Raw genomic sequence first — 18080 nt, 5'->3', positions numbered from 1 at the left:
ATTTAGTAACGCTTCTCTATTCCGTCATTTTTTTGCTGTAAAAATTCATATGCACCGAGATCCCATAGTATTAAAGGGGGTGGTGGAAATGAGAAAATTTTAAAAGGAACTGAGCAAGCTGATTTATCTTATTTGATACATATTTGTAATCACACAAACTAACTCATCATGTCATGAAAAAAAATAAAACTAAAAGCTTATTGTTTTTGATTCTGCTCCAATGCTTTATTGGTTTTGCTCAAGAACAAATTATTACAGGTAAAGTTACAGATGAAAATAATATCCCTTTACCAGGAGCAAGTATTATAGAAAAAGGCACTAAAAATGGTGCGACGACTAATATGGAGGGAGAATATACTATCCTACTAAAGAATGTTGATGCTGTATTAGAGTTTTACTATTTAGGTTTTAAGTCTGTAGAATATTCTACAACAGGAAAAACTATTATCAATGTTCAGATGTTAGCTGACGCTGAGTCTTTAAATGAAGTCGTTATTAATGTAGGAATACGTGCTTCGCATTTAGCTGAAGTAAGAGCTAAAAGAGATGCTGCTACTGTAATAGAAGCTATTACGCCAGAAGATATTGGGGATTTTTCAGACACCAACGCAGCAGATGCTTTGCAAAGAGTTGCAGGAGTACAAATAGAAAGAGATGTTGATGGGGTGTCTGGAGATAGAGTTTCTATTAGAGGTATAGGGCCACAATTTGTTGGTGTAACAGTGAATGGTCGTACACCTTTATCTGCAGGTAATGAAGGCAAGTCTGATTTTAGAAAGTTTAATTTAAATGTTATCCCTACCGAAATTATTTCAGGAGCAAGAATTCATAAGACAGCTCAAGCTAAAGAAGTTACAACGAATATTGGAGGTTCTGTAGATTTTCAAACTATAAGACCGTTAGACGCAAGATATAGAAAGAAGAATTATTTTGCCAGTATAAATCTAAGAGGCGCATCTAATACACCAATTGATGAACTTGATTTTGGTCAAAGGTTTTCAGGTGTTTATGGAACGAAAATAAATGATAAACTGGGTATTGCTGTATCAGTTATTTATGCTGATGAAGACAATATAAAAGATGAAACTTCTTTAAGAGGAATTACACAGGGTATAAATCTTACGGATGAAAATGGGACAGAGTATTCTGATGTAATTGTGGGAAGAACCATTAATAATTCATTGTTAAGAAAAAATGAAGTGCGTTTTGCAACATCTGCAGCTATACAATGGAGACCAATAGAAGAAATAGATATGGTATTAGACTATACCCGAACCACTGTAGAAGCTAATTCGGATAGACAGCAATTTCAGATAGGTTTGGGTAGCACAGGAGCTACTCAATTGTTAGGAGGAAACCATATTTTTGATGAAGGAGATCTTGATTTTAATGGAAATATATTAACGTACATAAGTCCTTCTTCAGAGGACAATGCTAGGACTACCATTACGAATGCAAATCAATTTTATGATAATGAGTCAACCAATAATATAGTTGGTTTAAATACAACAATTACACCAATAAATAAATTAAAAATCATTTCAGATATTTCGTATTCAGATTTAGATTTTTTTCAAAATTTAACACAAATAACTCACACAGTTCAAGGACGTAACGGAGGATATGATCAAACAAGTTTGGATATTGATTTGAGAGGGGAACTTCCTAGTTATGGATTACCCGCAGAGGCTTTTGATCCAGCTTCTTTCGACCTTAATAGAGTTTCACGCAGACTTATTAAAACTAAAGGGTATAATTATGCTACAAAATTTGATTTTGAATATGAGTTAGATAAAAAATCAAAAATAACTTTTGGAACTAGATATGCGGTAACTGATTTTGAAGCTAGACAAACAACTTCCTCACATACTGATAGTGATCAATTAAGTGGTCTGTATGGAGGTATTGTTGCGGAACTAAATGAAAGTGGCGCTTACAGTGATCTTTTAGGGGAGATTACAGGCGTAGGTTTTAATGAAGGCAATGTTGCTGGTTTGGAAAACGGATGGGTTAAAGTCCCTGGGCAAGCAGTACTAGATTTATTACCAGGGTATGCTGACATCGATGGAGGAAGTATTTTTGATTTTGATATAGATTTAAAAGACGTAGAGGCAGAAGAAAATAATTTAGGTTTTGATGCTAGAAGATCTTATGGTGCGAATGAATCTAGTACCGATTTTTATACACAAATGGACGTTAAGACAGCGCTTTTTAAGCTACCTGTAAGTTTTAATTTTGGAGTTAGAGCTGTAAGAACACAAAATAAATCAAGAGGATTTAGTGGAGTAACATTTGAAGATGCAGATACTGGTGATGATATTGAGGAGTTTTCAACAGAGAATTTTTACTATGAAGTAGAAACTTCAAGATGGGACGTATTACCTAGCTTTAATGCTAATTTCTCATTAAAAAGAAATGTGAAGTTAAGATTAAGTGCTTATAGAGGAGTTTCAAGACCAAAGTTTGTTGATCTAATTCCAAACAATGAGATTACTTTTCTAACCAATATTGATCCTGCAGATGCAGCAGACTTAGCTAATTCGGGATTAAGAGGAACTATTGTTTCTGGTAACCCTGACTTAAAACCTTATACAGCGTGGATGTATGATACTACTTTAGAGTTTTATACTAATAACGGAGGTGCTTTTATTTTTAGTGCTTTTTATAAAGATCTTAAAAATTATATAGTAAAAGCAGTAACACCAGATCAAACATATCCAGGAGAAGAATTATTAGGGATAGCATTACCTGATGGCACAGGTGGTACTGATGATTTGACTGGTTTGTTATTTGATATAACCACACCAATAAACATTACAGATGGCCGAATTTATGGTTTTGAAGTGGGCCTTAATCAACACCTTTCTTTTTTACCTGGTTTTGCAAAAGATTTTGGTATAAAAGCTAATTATTCTTACGTAGAGAGTGAATTTGATGGAGATTTAGGGGAGCAAGCTGATGGTTTTCCTGGTACAGCTAAGCATAATGCTAATGGAACTTTGTATTATGAGCGATCTGGTTTTTCTTTAAGGTTTACGGCTGCTTATAGAGGTGATTACCTGAGTAATTTAGGCGCTATCGGTGGAAATACACGTGCAGATGAACCACACTATACTGAAGGAAGCACAACCCTTGGGATTACCCTTAGAAAGAGTTTATTAAATAAAAAATTACAACTTAGTGCAGGCGTATCTAACCTTACAGGTGAGGATATTCGCAGGTTTCAAGGAGGTGATACTCGAAATTTTTCAGCTTACTATAGTAGAAATCCTATTTGGAAATTAACGATGAGATATAAGTTTTAATAATAATTTTTGAGGATCATTAGGTTGATAAATATAAATGACTCTCAAGACTATATCAATGCCATAAATATTGAAAGTCTGGAAAAGACTTCTAAAAGTTTTAAAATTAATAATAGTACGTATATGTTAAAGAATAGATGTTTTATAGTTTCCGTTTTACTAATCTTAATTAGTGTTTTGGACATAAATTCTCAAGAGAAGGATAAAAAAGGAATGGAAGAAATGTGGGGTGAAACTAGTGTTACTGGTGATGCCTTAAAAAGTGGAAAAGCAAAGTTGTTCGATGAAGGCAACTACGGCATGTTTATTCATTGGGGTTTATTTTCAAACCTAGGTGGAGTATGGGAAGATAAAACTTATTACGGCATTGGAGAATGGCTAATGAGTAAACGTGTGGCCGATATCTCTCCAGAAGACTATATGGAAACGGCAAAAACGTTTAACCCTACTAAATTCGATGCAAAAAAAATTGCGCAATTGGCAAAAGATGCAGGGATGAAATATATTATCATTACTAGTAAGCATCATGAAGGGTTCGCCATGTTTGATTCGGAAGCAAGTGACTTTAATATTGTCGATGCCACACCATTTGGTAGAGATCCCATGCACGAGTTGTCTGCGGCATGTAAGGAATTAGGACTTGGATTCGGGTTTTATTATTCTCATAATCAAGACTGGACAGCACCAGGTGGTACTAGAGGTCCCGAAGTTGACGCGCAAGGCAACAAAATGGATTTTAAAGATTACTTCTATAATAAGTGTAAACCTCAAGTTAGAGAAATCTGTACCAATTATGGTGATATAGATTTCGTATGGTTTGATACTCCTGGAGATATGCCAAAAGAATACGTTGTAGAATTAGCCGATATGGTGAGAGAGTTACAACCAAATGCTATGATGTGTAGTAGAGTGGGTTATGGTATGGGAGACTATGCGAGTATCGGAGATATGGAAGTGCCAACTAGAAATGTTGAAGGCCTTTGGGAAACCGCAGACACCAATAACGATTCTTGGTCATATGCTTGGTATGATAATAATTTTAAAAGTCCTAAGAAAATCCTTGGTCGCGTTATTGAAACCGTCGCTAGAGGAGGTACGTATTTATTTAATGTTGGTCCGGATAGCAATGGTGCTATTCCAAATATAGGGATTGAGTTTTTACAAGAATCTGGTCGTTGGATACAAAAATATCCACAAGTCATTTATGATGCAGGCAGTTCGCCTTGGGGTTTTGCATTACCTTGGGGAGATGTCACCACAAATGATAAATCTCTTTATTTGTCTGTAAGTGAATGGCCAACGGATGGTAAATTATACTTACCTGGATTGAAGTCTAAAGTAAAAAGCATTTCACTCTTAGATGGAAAAAAAAGCAGTCCGCTTAAATTTTCTAAGGCTAAAGATTGGTTAGTTATCGATGTGCCTTATAAAGCACCAGACGAGTTAATATCTGTAATTGAAGTTAAGCTTAAAGACGCAGAACCTATTGTAGAAACAAACTTAGGCATCTATCCAAATGTGCCGACCAGATTATTAACCGAATTTGGAGAAACTGAAGGCGCAGAACAAAAAAACGTGCGTTGGATGGAAAAATTTGGAGAATGGAAACACGCCAATCAAGTAAGCAATTGGGAAGAAGACGGCATGGTTTGTTGGGAAGTTAATGTTCAAGAACCAGGTTATTATTATCTAGATTTAGAATATAAAGGAGAAGGACGATTGGTTTGGAAAACAACAACAGATGAAGGTATAAAAATTCAAAACCAGCAAGCAGCAACCGATAAGTATGCCTATCGCAGAATGGGAATTTTAGAATTTAAAACGGCAGGTAATCATATAATAAAAACGTCTTTGGTTGAGGGTGATGCGCAAACATCGAGTCTAAAATCTATTAAAATTTTACCAATAAAATAATGTAAGCATCATGAAGTTAACCTTTTTGCATAAAAGTTTATTTTTAGTCAGTTTGTTTCTATTACAAGCAGCCTTTTCACAAAGCGATAAGCATTATCCAAAGTTTAGTTGGGACAAAGTTCCTGTGGCTTTTCATTTTGGTAAAAAAGGAAACCTTTTAACAAAATCTGAAGCAAAATTTGTAGCCTCTCATTCTAACTTCACAGTATTAGAAAAGGCACATGGTTTTCCAAAATACAAATATTCAGAAGAAGCTATTGCAGCTGATGCAAAAGTGTTAAAAGATTTAAATCCAGACATGAAAGTGGTATTCTATTGGAATGCCTTTTTAGATTATAATATGTATAAAGCGCATGAAGATTATCAAACAAAATCAGATTGGTGGCTTAAAACAAAAACAGGAGATTTAGATTTAAAAGATGGTAAATTAAAGCGCTATGATTTATCAAATCCAGAGCTTAGAGATTGGTGGTCTGATATTGCGTTAGACAATTTAAAGAATGATAACATTGATGGTGTTTTCTTTGATGCCTTGGTTCAGGTTACAAATCCAGGTAATAAACGCTTATGGGGAACTGAAAAATTTGATGCGATACAACAAGGCTTAAAAGATTTAATTAAAGAAACTAGAGCTAAAATTGGTGAAGAAAAATTAATCGTTTATAACGGTATACGTTCAACACCTGTTAGAAATAGTGGTAATGATTTTCCAGATTCTACAGATGCCATTATGATTGAGCATTTTGGATATTTTAATAGCAAAACGAAAGAGAGTATGCTTCAAGATATTCAAGAGATGGAAAAAGCAGGTAAGAGCGGAAAAATTGTAGTGTTTAAGACTTGGCCAGAAAATGCATGGGTAAACAAAGGGTTTATGGCTAAATCTGATAAAGAAAAAGCGGAAATTTCTAAAGAACACCTAACTTTTGCGTTGGCTTCTTTTTTAGCTGGTGCACAAAAACATTCGTATATTATCTATAATTGGGGGTATCGCTTAAGTATGGGATCACTTTTATGGTATCCAGAATTTGATAAACCATTAGGGAAGCCTTTAAACGAGATGCAAGTCAATGCATGGATTTTAACACGAGATTATGAACATGCCCGTGTTTGGGTCGATTTAGAAAACAAGAAAGCTACCATTGATTGGAAAGCATGAAAAACCATAAATAAAGTAAAAAAACCATGAAGATTAGTACCTACTGTTATGTTTTCATACTGATGTGTTTAACAGCTTGTCATCAACAAACAAAACCAACTAACCTAACAGTAAAGTCTGATAAGCCCAACATCATTATATTTTACGCCGATGATATGGGGTATGGTGATTTGGCGATTCAAAATCCACAATCTAAAATCCCAACACCTAATTTAGATCAACTCGCTAGAGAAGGGCTGCTCATGACAGATGCGCATAGTTCTTCGGGGGTTTGTACCCCAAGTCGGTACGCCTTATTATCTGGTCGTTATCATTGGAGAGATTTCAATGATATTGTACACTCTATGGGAGAATCTGTTTTTAAAGAAAATCAGGTGACTTTACCTAAAATCCTTAAAGAGAACGGGTACCATACGGCTGCAATTGGTAAATGGCACTTGGGTTGGAATTGGGAAGCCATCAGAAAAAAAGACTTTACACAAAAAGAAACAGTCATACGTGGAAAAAAGGAATTAGAAATCTGGCCAGCACAGGCTTATGATTGGACTAAAAGTATTCCTAATGGCCCTTTGTCTATAGGTTTTGACTCCTATTTTGGAGATGGTACTATTAATTTCCCTCCTTATACATGGATTAAAAATGATAAGGTCACAGAAGCTCCTATAGAAACCTTAAAACTTCCAAGAGAAGATATGCCTTTAGAAGGTAATTGGGAATTACGACCAGGACCAGCAGTTAAGGATTGGGATTTTTATAACGTTTTACCTACAATAACAAGCTTGGCAGTAACTTTTATAAAAAATCAAGAAAAAGCAGATAAACCTTTCTTTTTGTACCTCCCGTTTCCGTCTCCACATGCACCTATAATTCCGAATGAAGAATTTATAGGCAAAAGTAAAGCGGGTCCTTATGGAGATTGGGTGTATGAAACAGATGATGCTATCGGACAAGTATTAGCTGCTTTAAAAGCTATAAATGCAGACGAAGATACCATCGTTATTTTTACTTCAGACAATGGCTCAGAGCGTTATGCCTACGATCGCATTAAAAACTACAATCACGATAGTTCCCACCCTTTTAGAGGTGTAAAAAGAGACGTTTATGAAGGAGGCCACCATGTGCCGTTTATTGTAAAATGGCCACACAAAATAAAACCAGGGACTACAAGTTCTCAGTTATTTAGTCAAATAGATATTCTAAATACGCTAGCCACTATTACAAATAGCGATTTACCAAAAGGCTTTCAACACGATAGTTATAATTTTTCTAAGTTGTGGCTAGAAGAAAATAACAATGTTGTAAGAGCGAATATTATTCATAATACATTTACATCCAAATATGCCGTTAGAAAAGGAGATTGGCTGTATATCAATAATAAAGATGGTTATCACGCTAGAATTCCAAAATGGTTTGAAGAAGGGCAACGTTTTAAAAAGGATAAGGATACTGTGCAGCTCTTCAATCTTAAAGATGATATTGGTCAAACCACAAATTTAGCAAGTCAATTTCCTGAGAAAGTTAAGGAGTTAGCAGCAGAATTACGTAAAGAACAGAAAAAAGAAACGTTTAAAAATTAAAATGAGAATGATTCCATTAAAATACATCACATTAGGAATAGTTGTAAGTGTTATGTTTTCTTGTAATAACACTAAAAAAGAAGCTGTAGTAGAGAAAGCAGCTGAAGTGGAGAAAGAAGACACTAGGCCAAACATCATTTTCATTTTTGCAGATGATTGGGGTTTTGGAGATTTAGGAGTGTATGGAAGCACCGAAGTGGTCACTCCTAACCTAGATAAAATGGCTTCTGAAGGTACACGATTTACACAGTTTCATGTCACAAGTGGCGTTTGTTCTCCTAGTAGATCTTCGGTAATAACGGGGCATTATCCAGCAAGGCATCGTGTTCATGGACATTTTGCAGGAAATGAAATGAATGCAAAACGTAACATGCCCAATTATTTAACCGACTCCTTACCTGTATATCTACCTAGAACCATGCAAAAAGCAGGCTATAAAACAGCGCATTTTGGTAAATGGCATTTAGGAGGTGGAGGCGAACCTCATGGAGATCCTTCTGCACCAGAACCAAAAGTGTATGGTTATGATGAAACTAGAGTTTGGAACGGAAATGGACCTACATGGAAAGGTGATCAAAAATGGCCTACAACAAGATATATGGATAACGATACCTTATGGGTACAAAGTTCTAGTAAACTTGCTGTAAATGAAACGATTGATTTTATAAAAAGAAATAAAGGAAAGCAACCTATGTTTGTAAACCTCTGGTTAAAAGATCCACACACACCTTTATGGCCTTCAGAAGCACAACGTGCACCTTTTAAAGGGTTATCACCAAGTAAAGAAACCTATTATGCGGTTTTAAAGGATGCAGATTATCATGTAGGACGTTTATTAGACTCCATATCAAATATGGGATTAGATGAAAATACATTAATTATTTTTTCTAGTGATAACGGTCCTGCAGGATGGGGTCCTTCTAAAGAAGCAGGTTCAACCGCAGGTTTAAAAGGTAGAAAAGTAGATATTTTTGAAGGAGGCGTCGTGGTACCTTTTATTGTGAAATGGAAAAATCATGTTCAAGAAAATAAAGTGGATTCTACTAGTGTACTATCTACCGTAGATTTATTACCAACCTTTGCAAGCTTAGCACAAACAGAATTAACTGAAGATTATAATGTGGATGGTGAAAACATACAATCTATTTTAGAAAACACGAGCTTTAAAAGAACAAAACCCTTATTTTGGGAATGGCGCTTTACAAGAGAAAACACCAATCATTGGGCACAAGGTGCGGTTAGAAAAGGAGATTGGAAACTCTTATTTAATGAGAAAATGGATAGAGATGAACTCTACAATATTGCTAAAGATCCGAAGGAGAAAAACAATATAGCAGAAAATCAAAAACAGATCGTAATAGAATTGAAAAAACTATGGAAAGATTGGAAAAAAGAATTGCCTAAATAGATTAAAAACAATTTCGTTTAAATAGACATTATCTAATTTTAAAACTTAGAATAAAAATGAATAAACAAATAATTGCATTAATTGTACTTATGGGGCTTGCCTTTTCATGTACTTCTCAAGCAACAAAAACAGTAACAACTAAAAAAACAAAACAACCTAATGTTATTGTTATCATTACAGACGACCAAGGTTATGGAGATTTAGGTGCTCATGGCAACACCTTAGTAGAAACTCCGGCTTTAGATCAATTTCATGATGAATCGGTGCGGTTAACAGATTTTCATGTTGGTCCAACGTGTGCACCTTCAAGATCTGGATTAATGACTGGACGTTATGCCAATAGAGTTGGTGTATGGCACACCATTGGTGGCGTTTCTATTTTAAGACAAGATGAGGTTACTATGGCAGAAGTGTTTAAAGAAAATGGTTACGAAACAGCGATGTTTGGTAAGTGGCATTTAGGAGATACCTACCCTTCTAGACCTCAAGACAAAGGTTTTGATTATACCATTACGCATGGTGGTGGTGGTGTTGGACAAACACCAGATTATTGGGATAACGATTATTTTGATGATACTTATTTCAAAAATGGAGTACCAACAAAATACGAAGGCTATTGTACAGATGTATGGTTTGATGAGGCTATTAAATATATTGAAGAAAATAAAGACAAACCATTTTTTACGTACATCTCTACAAATGCACCACACTTGCCTTATAATGTTCCAGAAGAATACTATAACAAATACAAAGATTTAGACATTCCAGAGTTTCAAAAAATATTTTATGGAATGATTACCAATGTAGATGACAATTTTGCAAAGCTTCAAAAGAAACTGAAAGAATTAAATATCGAAGACAATACAATTTTGATCTTTATGACGGATAACGGAACGGCTTCTGGATATAAAAAAGTAGATGGTAAATTATATGGTTTTAATGCAGGAATGAAAGGTCATAAGAACAGTGAGTATGAAGGTGGACACAGAGTTCCATTTTTCATATCATACCCTGAAAAGAATATTAATGGAGGTAAAGATGTAACTGACTTAACAGCGCATTTAGATATTTTACCAACTTTAGCAACGTTATGTGATTTAGAATTACCTGAAAGACAGAAGGAAATTGATGGTTCTGATATTTCTTCATTGCTTTTAGGCGACAAAGAAACCATTGGTAGAGACTATCTAATCACCGATTCTCAACGTGTACAAAGTCCTATTAAATGGAGAAAAAGTGCTGTGATGTCAGACAAAATGCGATTAGTGAATGGTACAGAATTGTATGACATTTCTAAAGACCCAGGGCAAGAAAACGACTTAGCAGCCCAGTTTCCAGAAGAAGTTAAAAAAATGAGAGGTTACTATAACGAATGGTGGAGTTCTGTTTCTACGGAATTTAATCAGTTCCCGATCATTATTTTAGGTTCCGATAATCAAAATCCTATAGAATTAACTTGTCATGATACGCATGTACATGATTCTAAAATTCCATGGAATCAGAATTATATTAGAGAAGCACAAAAGAATCCAATAGGTGGTGAATTTACAGTAGCATTTGAGCAGTCTGGAACGTATACTATTGAATTAAGCAGATGGCCTTTTGAATCTGACCTAGCCATTAATGCTGCTGTAGCAGGAAAAGAAGGTACTATTTCTACAGAAGCTATTGCTGAAGGTAGAACAATGAACTTCAAATCTGGTGGCGTGAAAATTGGTGCTTGGGAACAAACTACGGCTGTAACAAAAGATGCTAAAGCATTAACCTTTAAAGGCAACTTTACTAAAGGAGAAACCGATATGAGTGCTTGGTTTACAACTGAGAAAGGTGAAGATTGGGGCGCTTTTTATATGAGAGTGACTCGAGTATCAAAAGAATTCTCTATGATAGACTAACCATTTTAGAAATTGTAATACTTATAAAGTATTACACATCGTTTTATAGCATAAAAAAAAGGGAAAGTTGACTTTCCCTTTTTTTTGTTATATATAACAAAAGCTTTATAATTTTTCAGTCGTTAACATACTTGGTGTAGCCACTGTTCTAAAGCCCATATGATCGGATCCAGAATCTACAGAAACACCCATTTTTGCTGAAATCCTATAACTTGAACAATAAGAAGCATTACATAAAAAAGACCCACCTTTCATCACATGTTCTACTTGATATGGATTATTAGGGTTAAAATGCGTATCCGCTCCTTTTGGGTTTACAATAGGTTTAGAAGTGTCTAATTCACTATAATATTTTACACTAAAGAAATCACTCGTTATTTCCCAAACATTTCCTGCCATATCATATAACCCAATACTATTTGGAGGATATGATTTTACAGGTGAAATAAATTCAAAACCGTCCTGAGAGTCATTACTTGTAGGAAATACACCTTGCCAAGTATTAGCATTAGCATCTAATTTCGCTGCATCATTTCCCCATGTAAATATGGTATTTGTGTTTTTTCCTTGAGCAGCAGACTCCCACTCTGCTTCAGTTGGTAAACGGCGATTCGCCCATTCACAATACGCTAAAGCATCTTGATAAGCTATATGGACTACAGGATAATCATCTTTACCTTCAATAGTAGATTCTGGACCATCAGGATGTTTCCAATCGGCTCCTGTTTTCCATGTCCACCATTGTCCGTAATTTTCCATGTTTACAACCGCATTGACATCTTTATTAAAAATTAAACTGCCTGGTTGCAGAATAGAATCGTGAGGCTTTGATGTGTTAGGAGGCAATTCTTTTTTCATTTCTTCCCAATCAATCGCGCGTTCTGCAATAGTCAAATAGTTTGTAGCGGCAACAAATGTTTTAAACTGCTTGTTGGTAACTTCAGTAACATCTATAAAAAAACCATCTACAGTAACCCAATGCGCGGGCTTTTCTCTTGGCATAGCATAATTGTCAGATTCTTTTGCGCCTTGTAAAAAGGTTTTTGTTTCCACCCAAACCATCCCATCAGGTGCTTCAATTTTAGAGATTTGTTCAGCTTCAACTTCAGGTTCACTGACTTGTTTCTGGTCTTGATTTTTACAGCTACTCACTGATAAAAATAGTAATACAACGAAAGCTAAATAAGCCCATTGTTTTGTTAAGTGTTGATGATACATGTTGTTTTAATATTTATTTAGAGTATTGTTTTTAACAGTGTTTAAATTAGTAGTTAATCTGTTATAGTATTCCTCTTGTAAATAAACTAATTTAAAGCCATACTATTACAAGTTTTTTATTAATGTTTAGGATAAAAAAACGCAATATTTAAAAAATATAACGGTTTTTCTACTATTAATCAATTTAGAATAATGAACTTTATAAAATAGAACAATGTTCTATACTTTAATTAATCATAATTTTTTGAGTTCTTTTTTGAGCTTCACTTTTTAATTCAACAATATAAACACCTGTTTTTAAAGCACTAACATTAAAAACGTTAGTCGTATTAGCCGTATTTAAAGCCTTCTGTAATACCAATCTACCTTGCATATCATAAATTACAGCTGTTGTATCCGCATTTAATAGACCTTCAACAACCACTGTTTTTGATGCTTGCTCTGTATAGATATTTATACCGTTAAACATATTATCATCTATCGATAATGCCATAGAAGAGAAATGAACATAGAAACGTCCCGTTCCATTTAATGTTGTAGATGGTGTAAATACATAATTATTAGTGTTTAATAATGTCCATGTATTGGTTACATTATCTTCTAAATAAATATTAACCGTTGAAGGAATAGTAGTAATTGTTGCATTTAAACCTATAGTTAATTGTGTAGCTGCATCACTAACAACACCTAGAGGCACAACCTCATCGTTAAAATCGTTATATGGTAAAGCTTGTATTGCTAACTCAATGCCTACATTGTTTTCTACAAGGTTAGTATAAATTCCATTAGCAGAACCTGCATAAGCACCTGCATCATAACCTGGATCTAAACCTCTAGTTTGATTCTCTACAAAGTAAATTCTTGTAGTATAAGTAGAAGAGTCATTAGCTAAAAATAATTCAGATAGCACATGATTAGGTGTTGATGATCTACCTGCAATAAAATCATCTGAACTGCCAATTGTTCGCATTTCTGGTGTAAAAGTTACAGTTCCACCACCTGTTTTACTTCTAACAAAGAAACCTTGACCTGGAGTTAATTTTTCTCCATTTAAATTATTCCATACTATCCAACCATCAGAAGCATCACCGTCATAACCATATATGGCTTGAAAAGCTCCTGTATCAAACTGAGATGAGTTCGCCGTAAAAAAAGTATTAAATTCTAAATAAGAAGGAAAAGGATTTCCTATTAAGTTCCATCTTTCGTAATTACCCGTACTTGTAGCACTCGCATCTGTAATAGCTATAGTTACATTCGCTTCGTGTGAAAATGGTTCTGCTTGAAATAAAATGGTACCATCAGCAACATCTCTTGCTGCTCTATACCCTTTTCCTGGCTCTAAAACAGTAGTGCCATTATTTGTAGTATCCCAATTTACGTATAAACCTGTTACATTATCAAAAGGGCCAAATGCTCTTTGGGTAGCATCACTAGGGTTAGCAAGAAGGCTAGATTCAATATCTCCAAAATTTTCAGATACAGGAGAAGAAATTAGGTCGTTAACTGGAGTTTTATGCACCCATCTATTATAACCAATTTCGCCAGTTTCAGTGCCATTAAAAATTAAACTACTAAAACTAGTAGCATTAGACTCGGCAAAAAGGTTATCATTTGTAGCGGCATTTCCATTTACCGTAAGAGATTTTCCAGGATCGACAGTTACTGCACCACCAGATAAAATGCTAAAATTGTTTACAGTAACGTCTGAATTAATAATTAAACTTCCTTGTATAAAAACATTATCAGTGGCTGTAGTAGGAGCAATATTTTCTAGCCAAGAGGTGTTATCCTCCCAATTAATCCCAGTATCTGTTGTTGACGTATATGCGGGAATTATAATAGAACCATCGGTGTCTTGTACAATTGTACCATTAGCAGGTTCTACACCGTCAATAAGCCAAGTGTCTAATATAGCTTGAGTCACCGTTGTAGCTGTTGTCCCTATTTTAAGCACTCCTGAGGTATAATTTTTTAAATTAATAACACCTGTCATTGTACCGATGCCAGAAAACTGCACTAGCGTTACTGTTGGGTCAAAATCTAAAGCTAATGATGTTTCTACTGAAAGATCATCCATACTGTCTTGATTAACGTTGAATAAGACTTCAGCTGTCCCATTTGTATCACTCACAATTGAGCCTTCAATAGTATTTTGGCCGTTTACAATTAATAATGCATTGCTATTACCAGTGAATTTGAAAGTTCCTGTAAAGCCTGTAAAATCAGAATTACTTCCTAAAACTATTATTCCTTTTAATCCAATAGTACCACTACCTGTTAGTATTCCTTGAAATTCTATAGGATTCGTATTGGACAAATTATTTAAATTTATGTCATTTGTTCCGAAGGTGACGGTCTTTCCAGCAGCAAAAGTAATTGTACCTGAGTCAGAATTTCTAATTCGCTTACCCGAATCGAAAATTACATCACAATCAAAAATCGTGGTTGCATTGTTAGCATTGTTACCAATAGCATTAGGGTTAGTACTTGAGGCAGTCGTACCTTCTATTGTTAAAGTACCATTAGAAATGGTTACTGCTGTACCGTCAATTATGATTTCACCAACATTAAAAGAACCAACACCTAAGTCAGCATTAGTTGTAATGGTTGCTATACCTGTTGCAGGTGCTAATGATGTAACAGGATCCATGACCCAGTTTTCAATATTAGCCCAAAGGCTATTTGTAGCTATTGTGCCTGAGTTTTCAGTAAAAGTTCCGTTTTGTGCATGTAATTGCAAACTACTAAAGCTAAAAAAAGCTAAAAGTATAAGGAATCGGAATTGTTTCTTCATAAGATAAGGAGATTTAGGTTAAGGGGTAAAAGTGGGTAAGGAATAAAATAGATTAAGGGGTTAAGGGGCTAAGGGGCTAAGGGGCTAAGGGGCTAAGGGGCTAAGGGGCTAAGGGGCTAAGTAATAAATGGTTAAAGCGGCAAAAATAAAGTAATTAGTAACAAATTTAAGGATATAAAATGATTTTATCTTCCTTAATTCGCTCAAAAGCATACTTTACTGTGTAAAAGTGGAGTAACTAAGTTTAAAATAACATACAAGTCATAACAAAAAACTATAAACGACTTGTGGTATCGGAGAGAATCTAACCTTTTAAGTCTTAATTATTACAATTATAAATCTTTTACAACTTTTAATCGTTATTACTATAGAGTCTGTATTCACGATTTTAAATTTACTAAAAAAAGGGGCTTAGAACAATATGAAACAAAGGGATTTCTTATTCTTAAAAAAAAATAATAGAGCATAAACTTTAATATATCTTAAACCCAAACAATAAGAACCATCGTTTAACTGATAATAATGAAATTATTGCTAAGAACTTGTATAAAAAAAGTACAGAAAGAAATATTATTTTAAAAAAAAGAATTAAATCATCCATCTTAAAATAGTTTTAAAATTAATCATGAGATAATTTTACTCTATTATCTTTTGCATAAAAACCCGTTATAATTATAAATTAGAACGGGTTTTACTTTTTAAATGACAAAAACTCCACTATTCCGGATACTCAATCCTTAAGTGGTAAATATTTGCTAACTTAGATTTCAGTACCTTTTTAATTGACTGAATCTCTTTAAAAGTGATATCTGCATTTAAAAACTGTCCACTTTCCATTTGCTTATTTATTATATTCTCAACAAACTCATTAAGCTTTGTCGTTGTAGGTTCTTTTAAACTTTTAGACGCTGCTTCTAAGCTATCACACATCATTAGTATTGCTGTTTCTTTACTAAAAGGTGTTGGACCAGGATACATAAAATCATTTATATCTACATTTTCATTTACCGCTTTCTCTTTCATGTAAAAATAATAGACAACACTAGTTCCATGATGCGTTCTAATAAAATCAATAACACGATCTGGTAAATTATATTTCTTAGCAATTTCAATACCATTTATAGTATGATCAATAATTATTTGCGCACTTTCTCTACTCGATAATTCATCGTGTGGATTAATTCCGTTACTCTGATTTTCTGTAAAATAAGTTGGATTATTCATTTTTCCAATATCATGGTAAAGTGCCCCTACTCTAATCAGCATGGCATTTGCACCAATTTCGTTTGCTGATGCTTCTGCCAAATTAGCTACATTAAGTGAATGGTGAAATGTACCAGGAGCTCTGTTAGATAATTCTTTTAATAATTTTGTATTGGTATCCGAAAGCTCTAAAAGTGACACATCGGACACTAATCCAAATATTTTTTCATATATATATATCAATGGTTGAACAAATAATGTTGCCAAACCGCATAATATAAACAACCCAAAAGTTTCTAGTTTAAGCCCTGTAAGTTGTCCTTCGTGAATTACAAAAAACGCGAAATAAGCAATAATATAAATAAATGTTATCTGTCCTACAGAAATAAATAAATTTGCTCTTTTATATAATTCAGACACAGTTAATATAGTTACCATACCAGCTATAATTTGAAGAAACATATACTCATAACTATTTGGTACTACAAATCCTAAAAGTAATACGGTAAGAACATGTGTAAACAAACCTAATCTTGCATCGAAAAACGCTTTTAAAAGCAGTGGTAAAATACACAAAGGAACCACATAAATAAATTGAGAATTCACATTAACTACTAACGAAGTAATTAAAATCATTAAAGCAATATTGAAAAAGATAAACGTGACTTTAGTATTATTTAAAAACACTTCCTTTCTATACTTACTTAAAAATAACAACAACATTAAAAGTGTTAATGCAACCAATAGTGTATATGCTATAAGTACCCAATTATAGTTTGCAGTATTCCAAACTTGAGACTCATATTCAGATTTTAAAGAGCTTAAAATATCATATTGAGCCTCTTCAATCACTTGCCCTTTTGAAATAATTAGCTGATCTTTTTCAACACGTCCTCTAGTTAAAGACAGCTTAGAGAGTTCTTCTTCTAATGCTTTTTTAGTTAAAATTTCATTAAGCTTAATATTGGGTTTTATAACATCAAAAAACACAGATATCATTCGTTTCTTAGCATTTATAGGAATCGAATTTCCCATATCTGCTTCTACGCGAAGTCTTAAATTACTAAGCTCAAATAAAGTTCCATATTGAACCTCTTTTTCAACCTTGTTAGCTGTCGCTAACTTTACAGCTCTGTCATCTTCATAATCATAATCAGAATCTAATATACCTTTGCTATAAAGGTTTTTAATTATCGATTGTCCTTTTTTATATAATTCTAAATTTTCAATATTAAAATCAGTAGAGTCTTTAAACACCTGATTAAACCTTGTCAGATATTCAGATAGCACTTCATCTTCAACCTCTTTATTTAATTCAAAATAAACAAGACTTCCGCTTTTAATTTCTATCTCCTCTTTTTCAATCTCTTTTTTAGATTTTTTAATCGCAAAATTAAAAGGAGAATATAGATTTTCCGATTGCCACGGTTTTCCTTTTTCAAAAGAATATCTAAATTTTCCTGTTTTAGGAAACAGGTACACAATAAACAATGTTGTTACAATAAACAACAAAACCTTATAGACCAGAGCATGGTTTTTATACCACTTATTATAGAATACATTCATATACAATCAAATGTAATAAATATTAAAATTTTAGAAGG

Annotated in this window: 9 protein-coding genes; 6 read left to right on the top strand and 3 right to left on the bottom strand. The window is 33.9% G+C overall.

The genetic code is table 11. The features are described 5' to 3' along the window. Positions 1-173 precede the first annotated feature (173 nt). From H0I32_RS15465 to H0I32_RS15440, 6 genes are all read left to right on the top strand, one after another. On the top strand, positions 174-3305 hold the full coding sequence (locus H0I32_RS15465) for a TonB-dependent receptor (protein ID WP_179314465.1): 3132 nt from the start codon (positions 174-176) through the stop codon (positions 3303-3305). A gap of 177 nt (positions 3306-3482) precedes the next feature. Continuing rightward, entirely contained in the window at positions 3483-5219 is a 1737-nt protein-coding gene (locus H0I32_RS15460; RefSeq protein WP_218747085.1) for an alpha-L-fucosidase, read from the top strand. Between the two features lie 10 nt (positions 5220-5229). Then, on the top strand, positions 5230-6378 hold the full coding sequence (locus H0I32_RS15455) for a putative glycoside hydrolase (RefSeq protein ID WP_179314463.1): 1149 nt from the start codon (positions 5230-5232) through the stop codon (positions 6376-6378). Between the two features lie 26 nt (positions 6379-6404). Then, positions 6405-7955: a sulfatase family protein gene (locus H0I32_RS15450; protein WP_246293640.1), complete on the top strand. Its 1551-nt coding sequence runs from the start codon at positions 6405-6407 to the stop codon at positions 7953-7955. 7 nt (positions 7956-7962) lie between these two features. Continuing rightward, positions 7963-9363 carry a sulfatase gene (locus H0I32_RS15445; RefSeq protein WP_179314462.1) on the top strand — a complete coding sequence of 467 codons (1401 nt, stop codon included), beginning with the start codon at positions 7963-7965 and terminating at the stop codon, positions 9361-9363. A gap of 56 nt (positions 9364-9419) precedes the next feature. After that, positions 9420-11258 (top strand): arylsulfatase, encoded by a 1839-nt coding sequence (locus tag H0I32_RS15440; protein WP_218747084.1) that lies wholly within the window; start codon positions 9420-9422, stop codon positions 11256-11258. Between the two features lie 105 nt (positions 11259-11363). Here the strand turns inward: H0I32_RS15440 and H0I32_RS15435 are convergent, their stop codons facing one another. From H0I32_RS15435 to H0I32_RS15425, 3 genes are all read right to left on the bottom strand, one after another. Beyond that, positions 11364-12476, bottom strand: coding sequence for a formylglycine-generating enzyme family protein (locus H0I32_RS15435; protein WP_179314461.1), 1113 nt, complete (start codon positions 12474-12476; stop codon positions 11364-11366). Between the two features lie 226 nt (positions 12477-12702). Further along, on the bottom strand, positions 12703-15273 hold the full coding sequence (locus H0I32_RS15430) for a T9SS type A sorting domain-containing protein (protein WP_179314460.1): 2571 nt from the start codon (positions 15271-15273) through the stop codon (positions 12703-12705). A gap of 717 nt (positions 15274-15990) precedes the next feature. Next, a complete protein-coding gene (locus H0I32_RS15425) occupies positions 15991-18042 on the bottom strand; it encodes an HD family phosphohydrolase (RefSeq protein WP_179314459.1) in 2052 nt (683 codons plus the stop codon). Between the last annotated feature and the right edge of the window lie 38 nt (positions 18043-18080).

The organism is Winogradskyella sp. HaHa_3_26 (assembly GCF_019278425.1).
Lineage (GTDB): Bacteria > Bacteroidota > Bacteroidia > Flavobacteriales > Flavobacteriaceae > Winogradskyella > Winogradskyella undariae.
Note: the sequence above shows the minus strand (reverse complement) of the source record. Positions and strands in the feature narration are given on the sequence as shown.

Coding starts and splice junctions, on each gene's coding strand:
- H0I32_RS15445 (WP_179314462.1), top strand. CDS start 7,963: ATGATTCCATTAAAATACATCACATTAGGAATAGTTGTAAGTGTTATG.
- H0I32_RS15435 (WP_179314461.1), bottom strand. CDS start 12,476: ATGTATCATCAACACTTAACAAAACAATGGGCTTATTTAGCTTTCGTT.
- H0I32_RS15425 (WP_179314459.1), bottom strand. CDS start 18,042: ATGAATGTATTCTATAATAAGTGGTATAAAAACCATGCTCTGGTCTAT.
- H0I32_RS15450 (WP_246293640.1), top strand. CDS start 6,405: ATGAAGATTAGTACCTACTGTTATGTTTTCATACTGATGTGTTTAACA.
- H0I32_RS15440 (WP_218747084.1), top strand. CDS start 9,420: ATGAATAAACAAATAATTGCATTAATTGTACTTATGGGGCTTGCCTTT.
- H0I32_RS15455 (WP_179314463.1), top strand. CDS start 5,230: ATGAAGTTAACCTTTTTGCATAAAAGTTTATTTTTAGTCAGTTTGTTT.
- H0I32_RS15430 (WP_179314460.1), bottom strand. CDS start 15,273: ATGAAGAAACAATTCCGATTCCTTATACTTTTAGCTTTTTTTAGCTTT.
- H0I32_RS15465 (WP_179314465.1), top strand. CDS start 174: ATGAAAAAAAATAAAACTAAAAGCTTATTGTTTTTGATTCTGCTCCAA.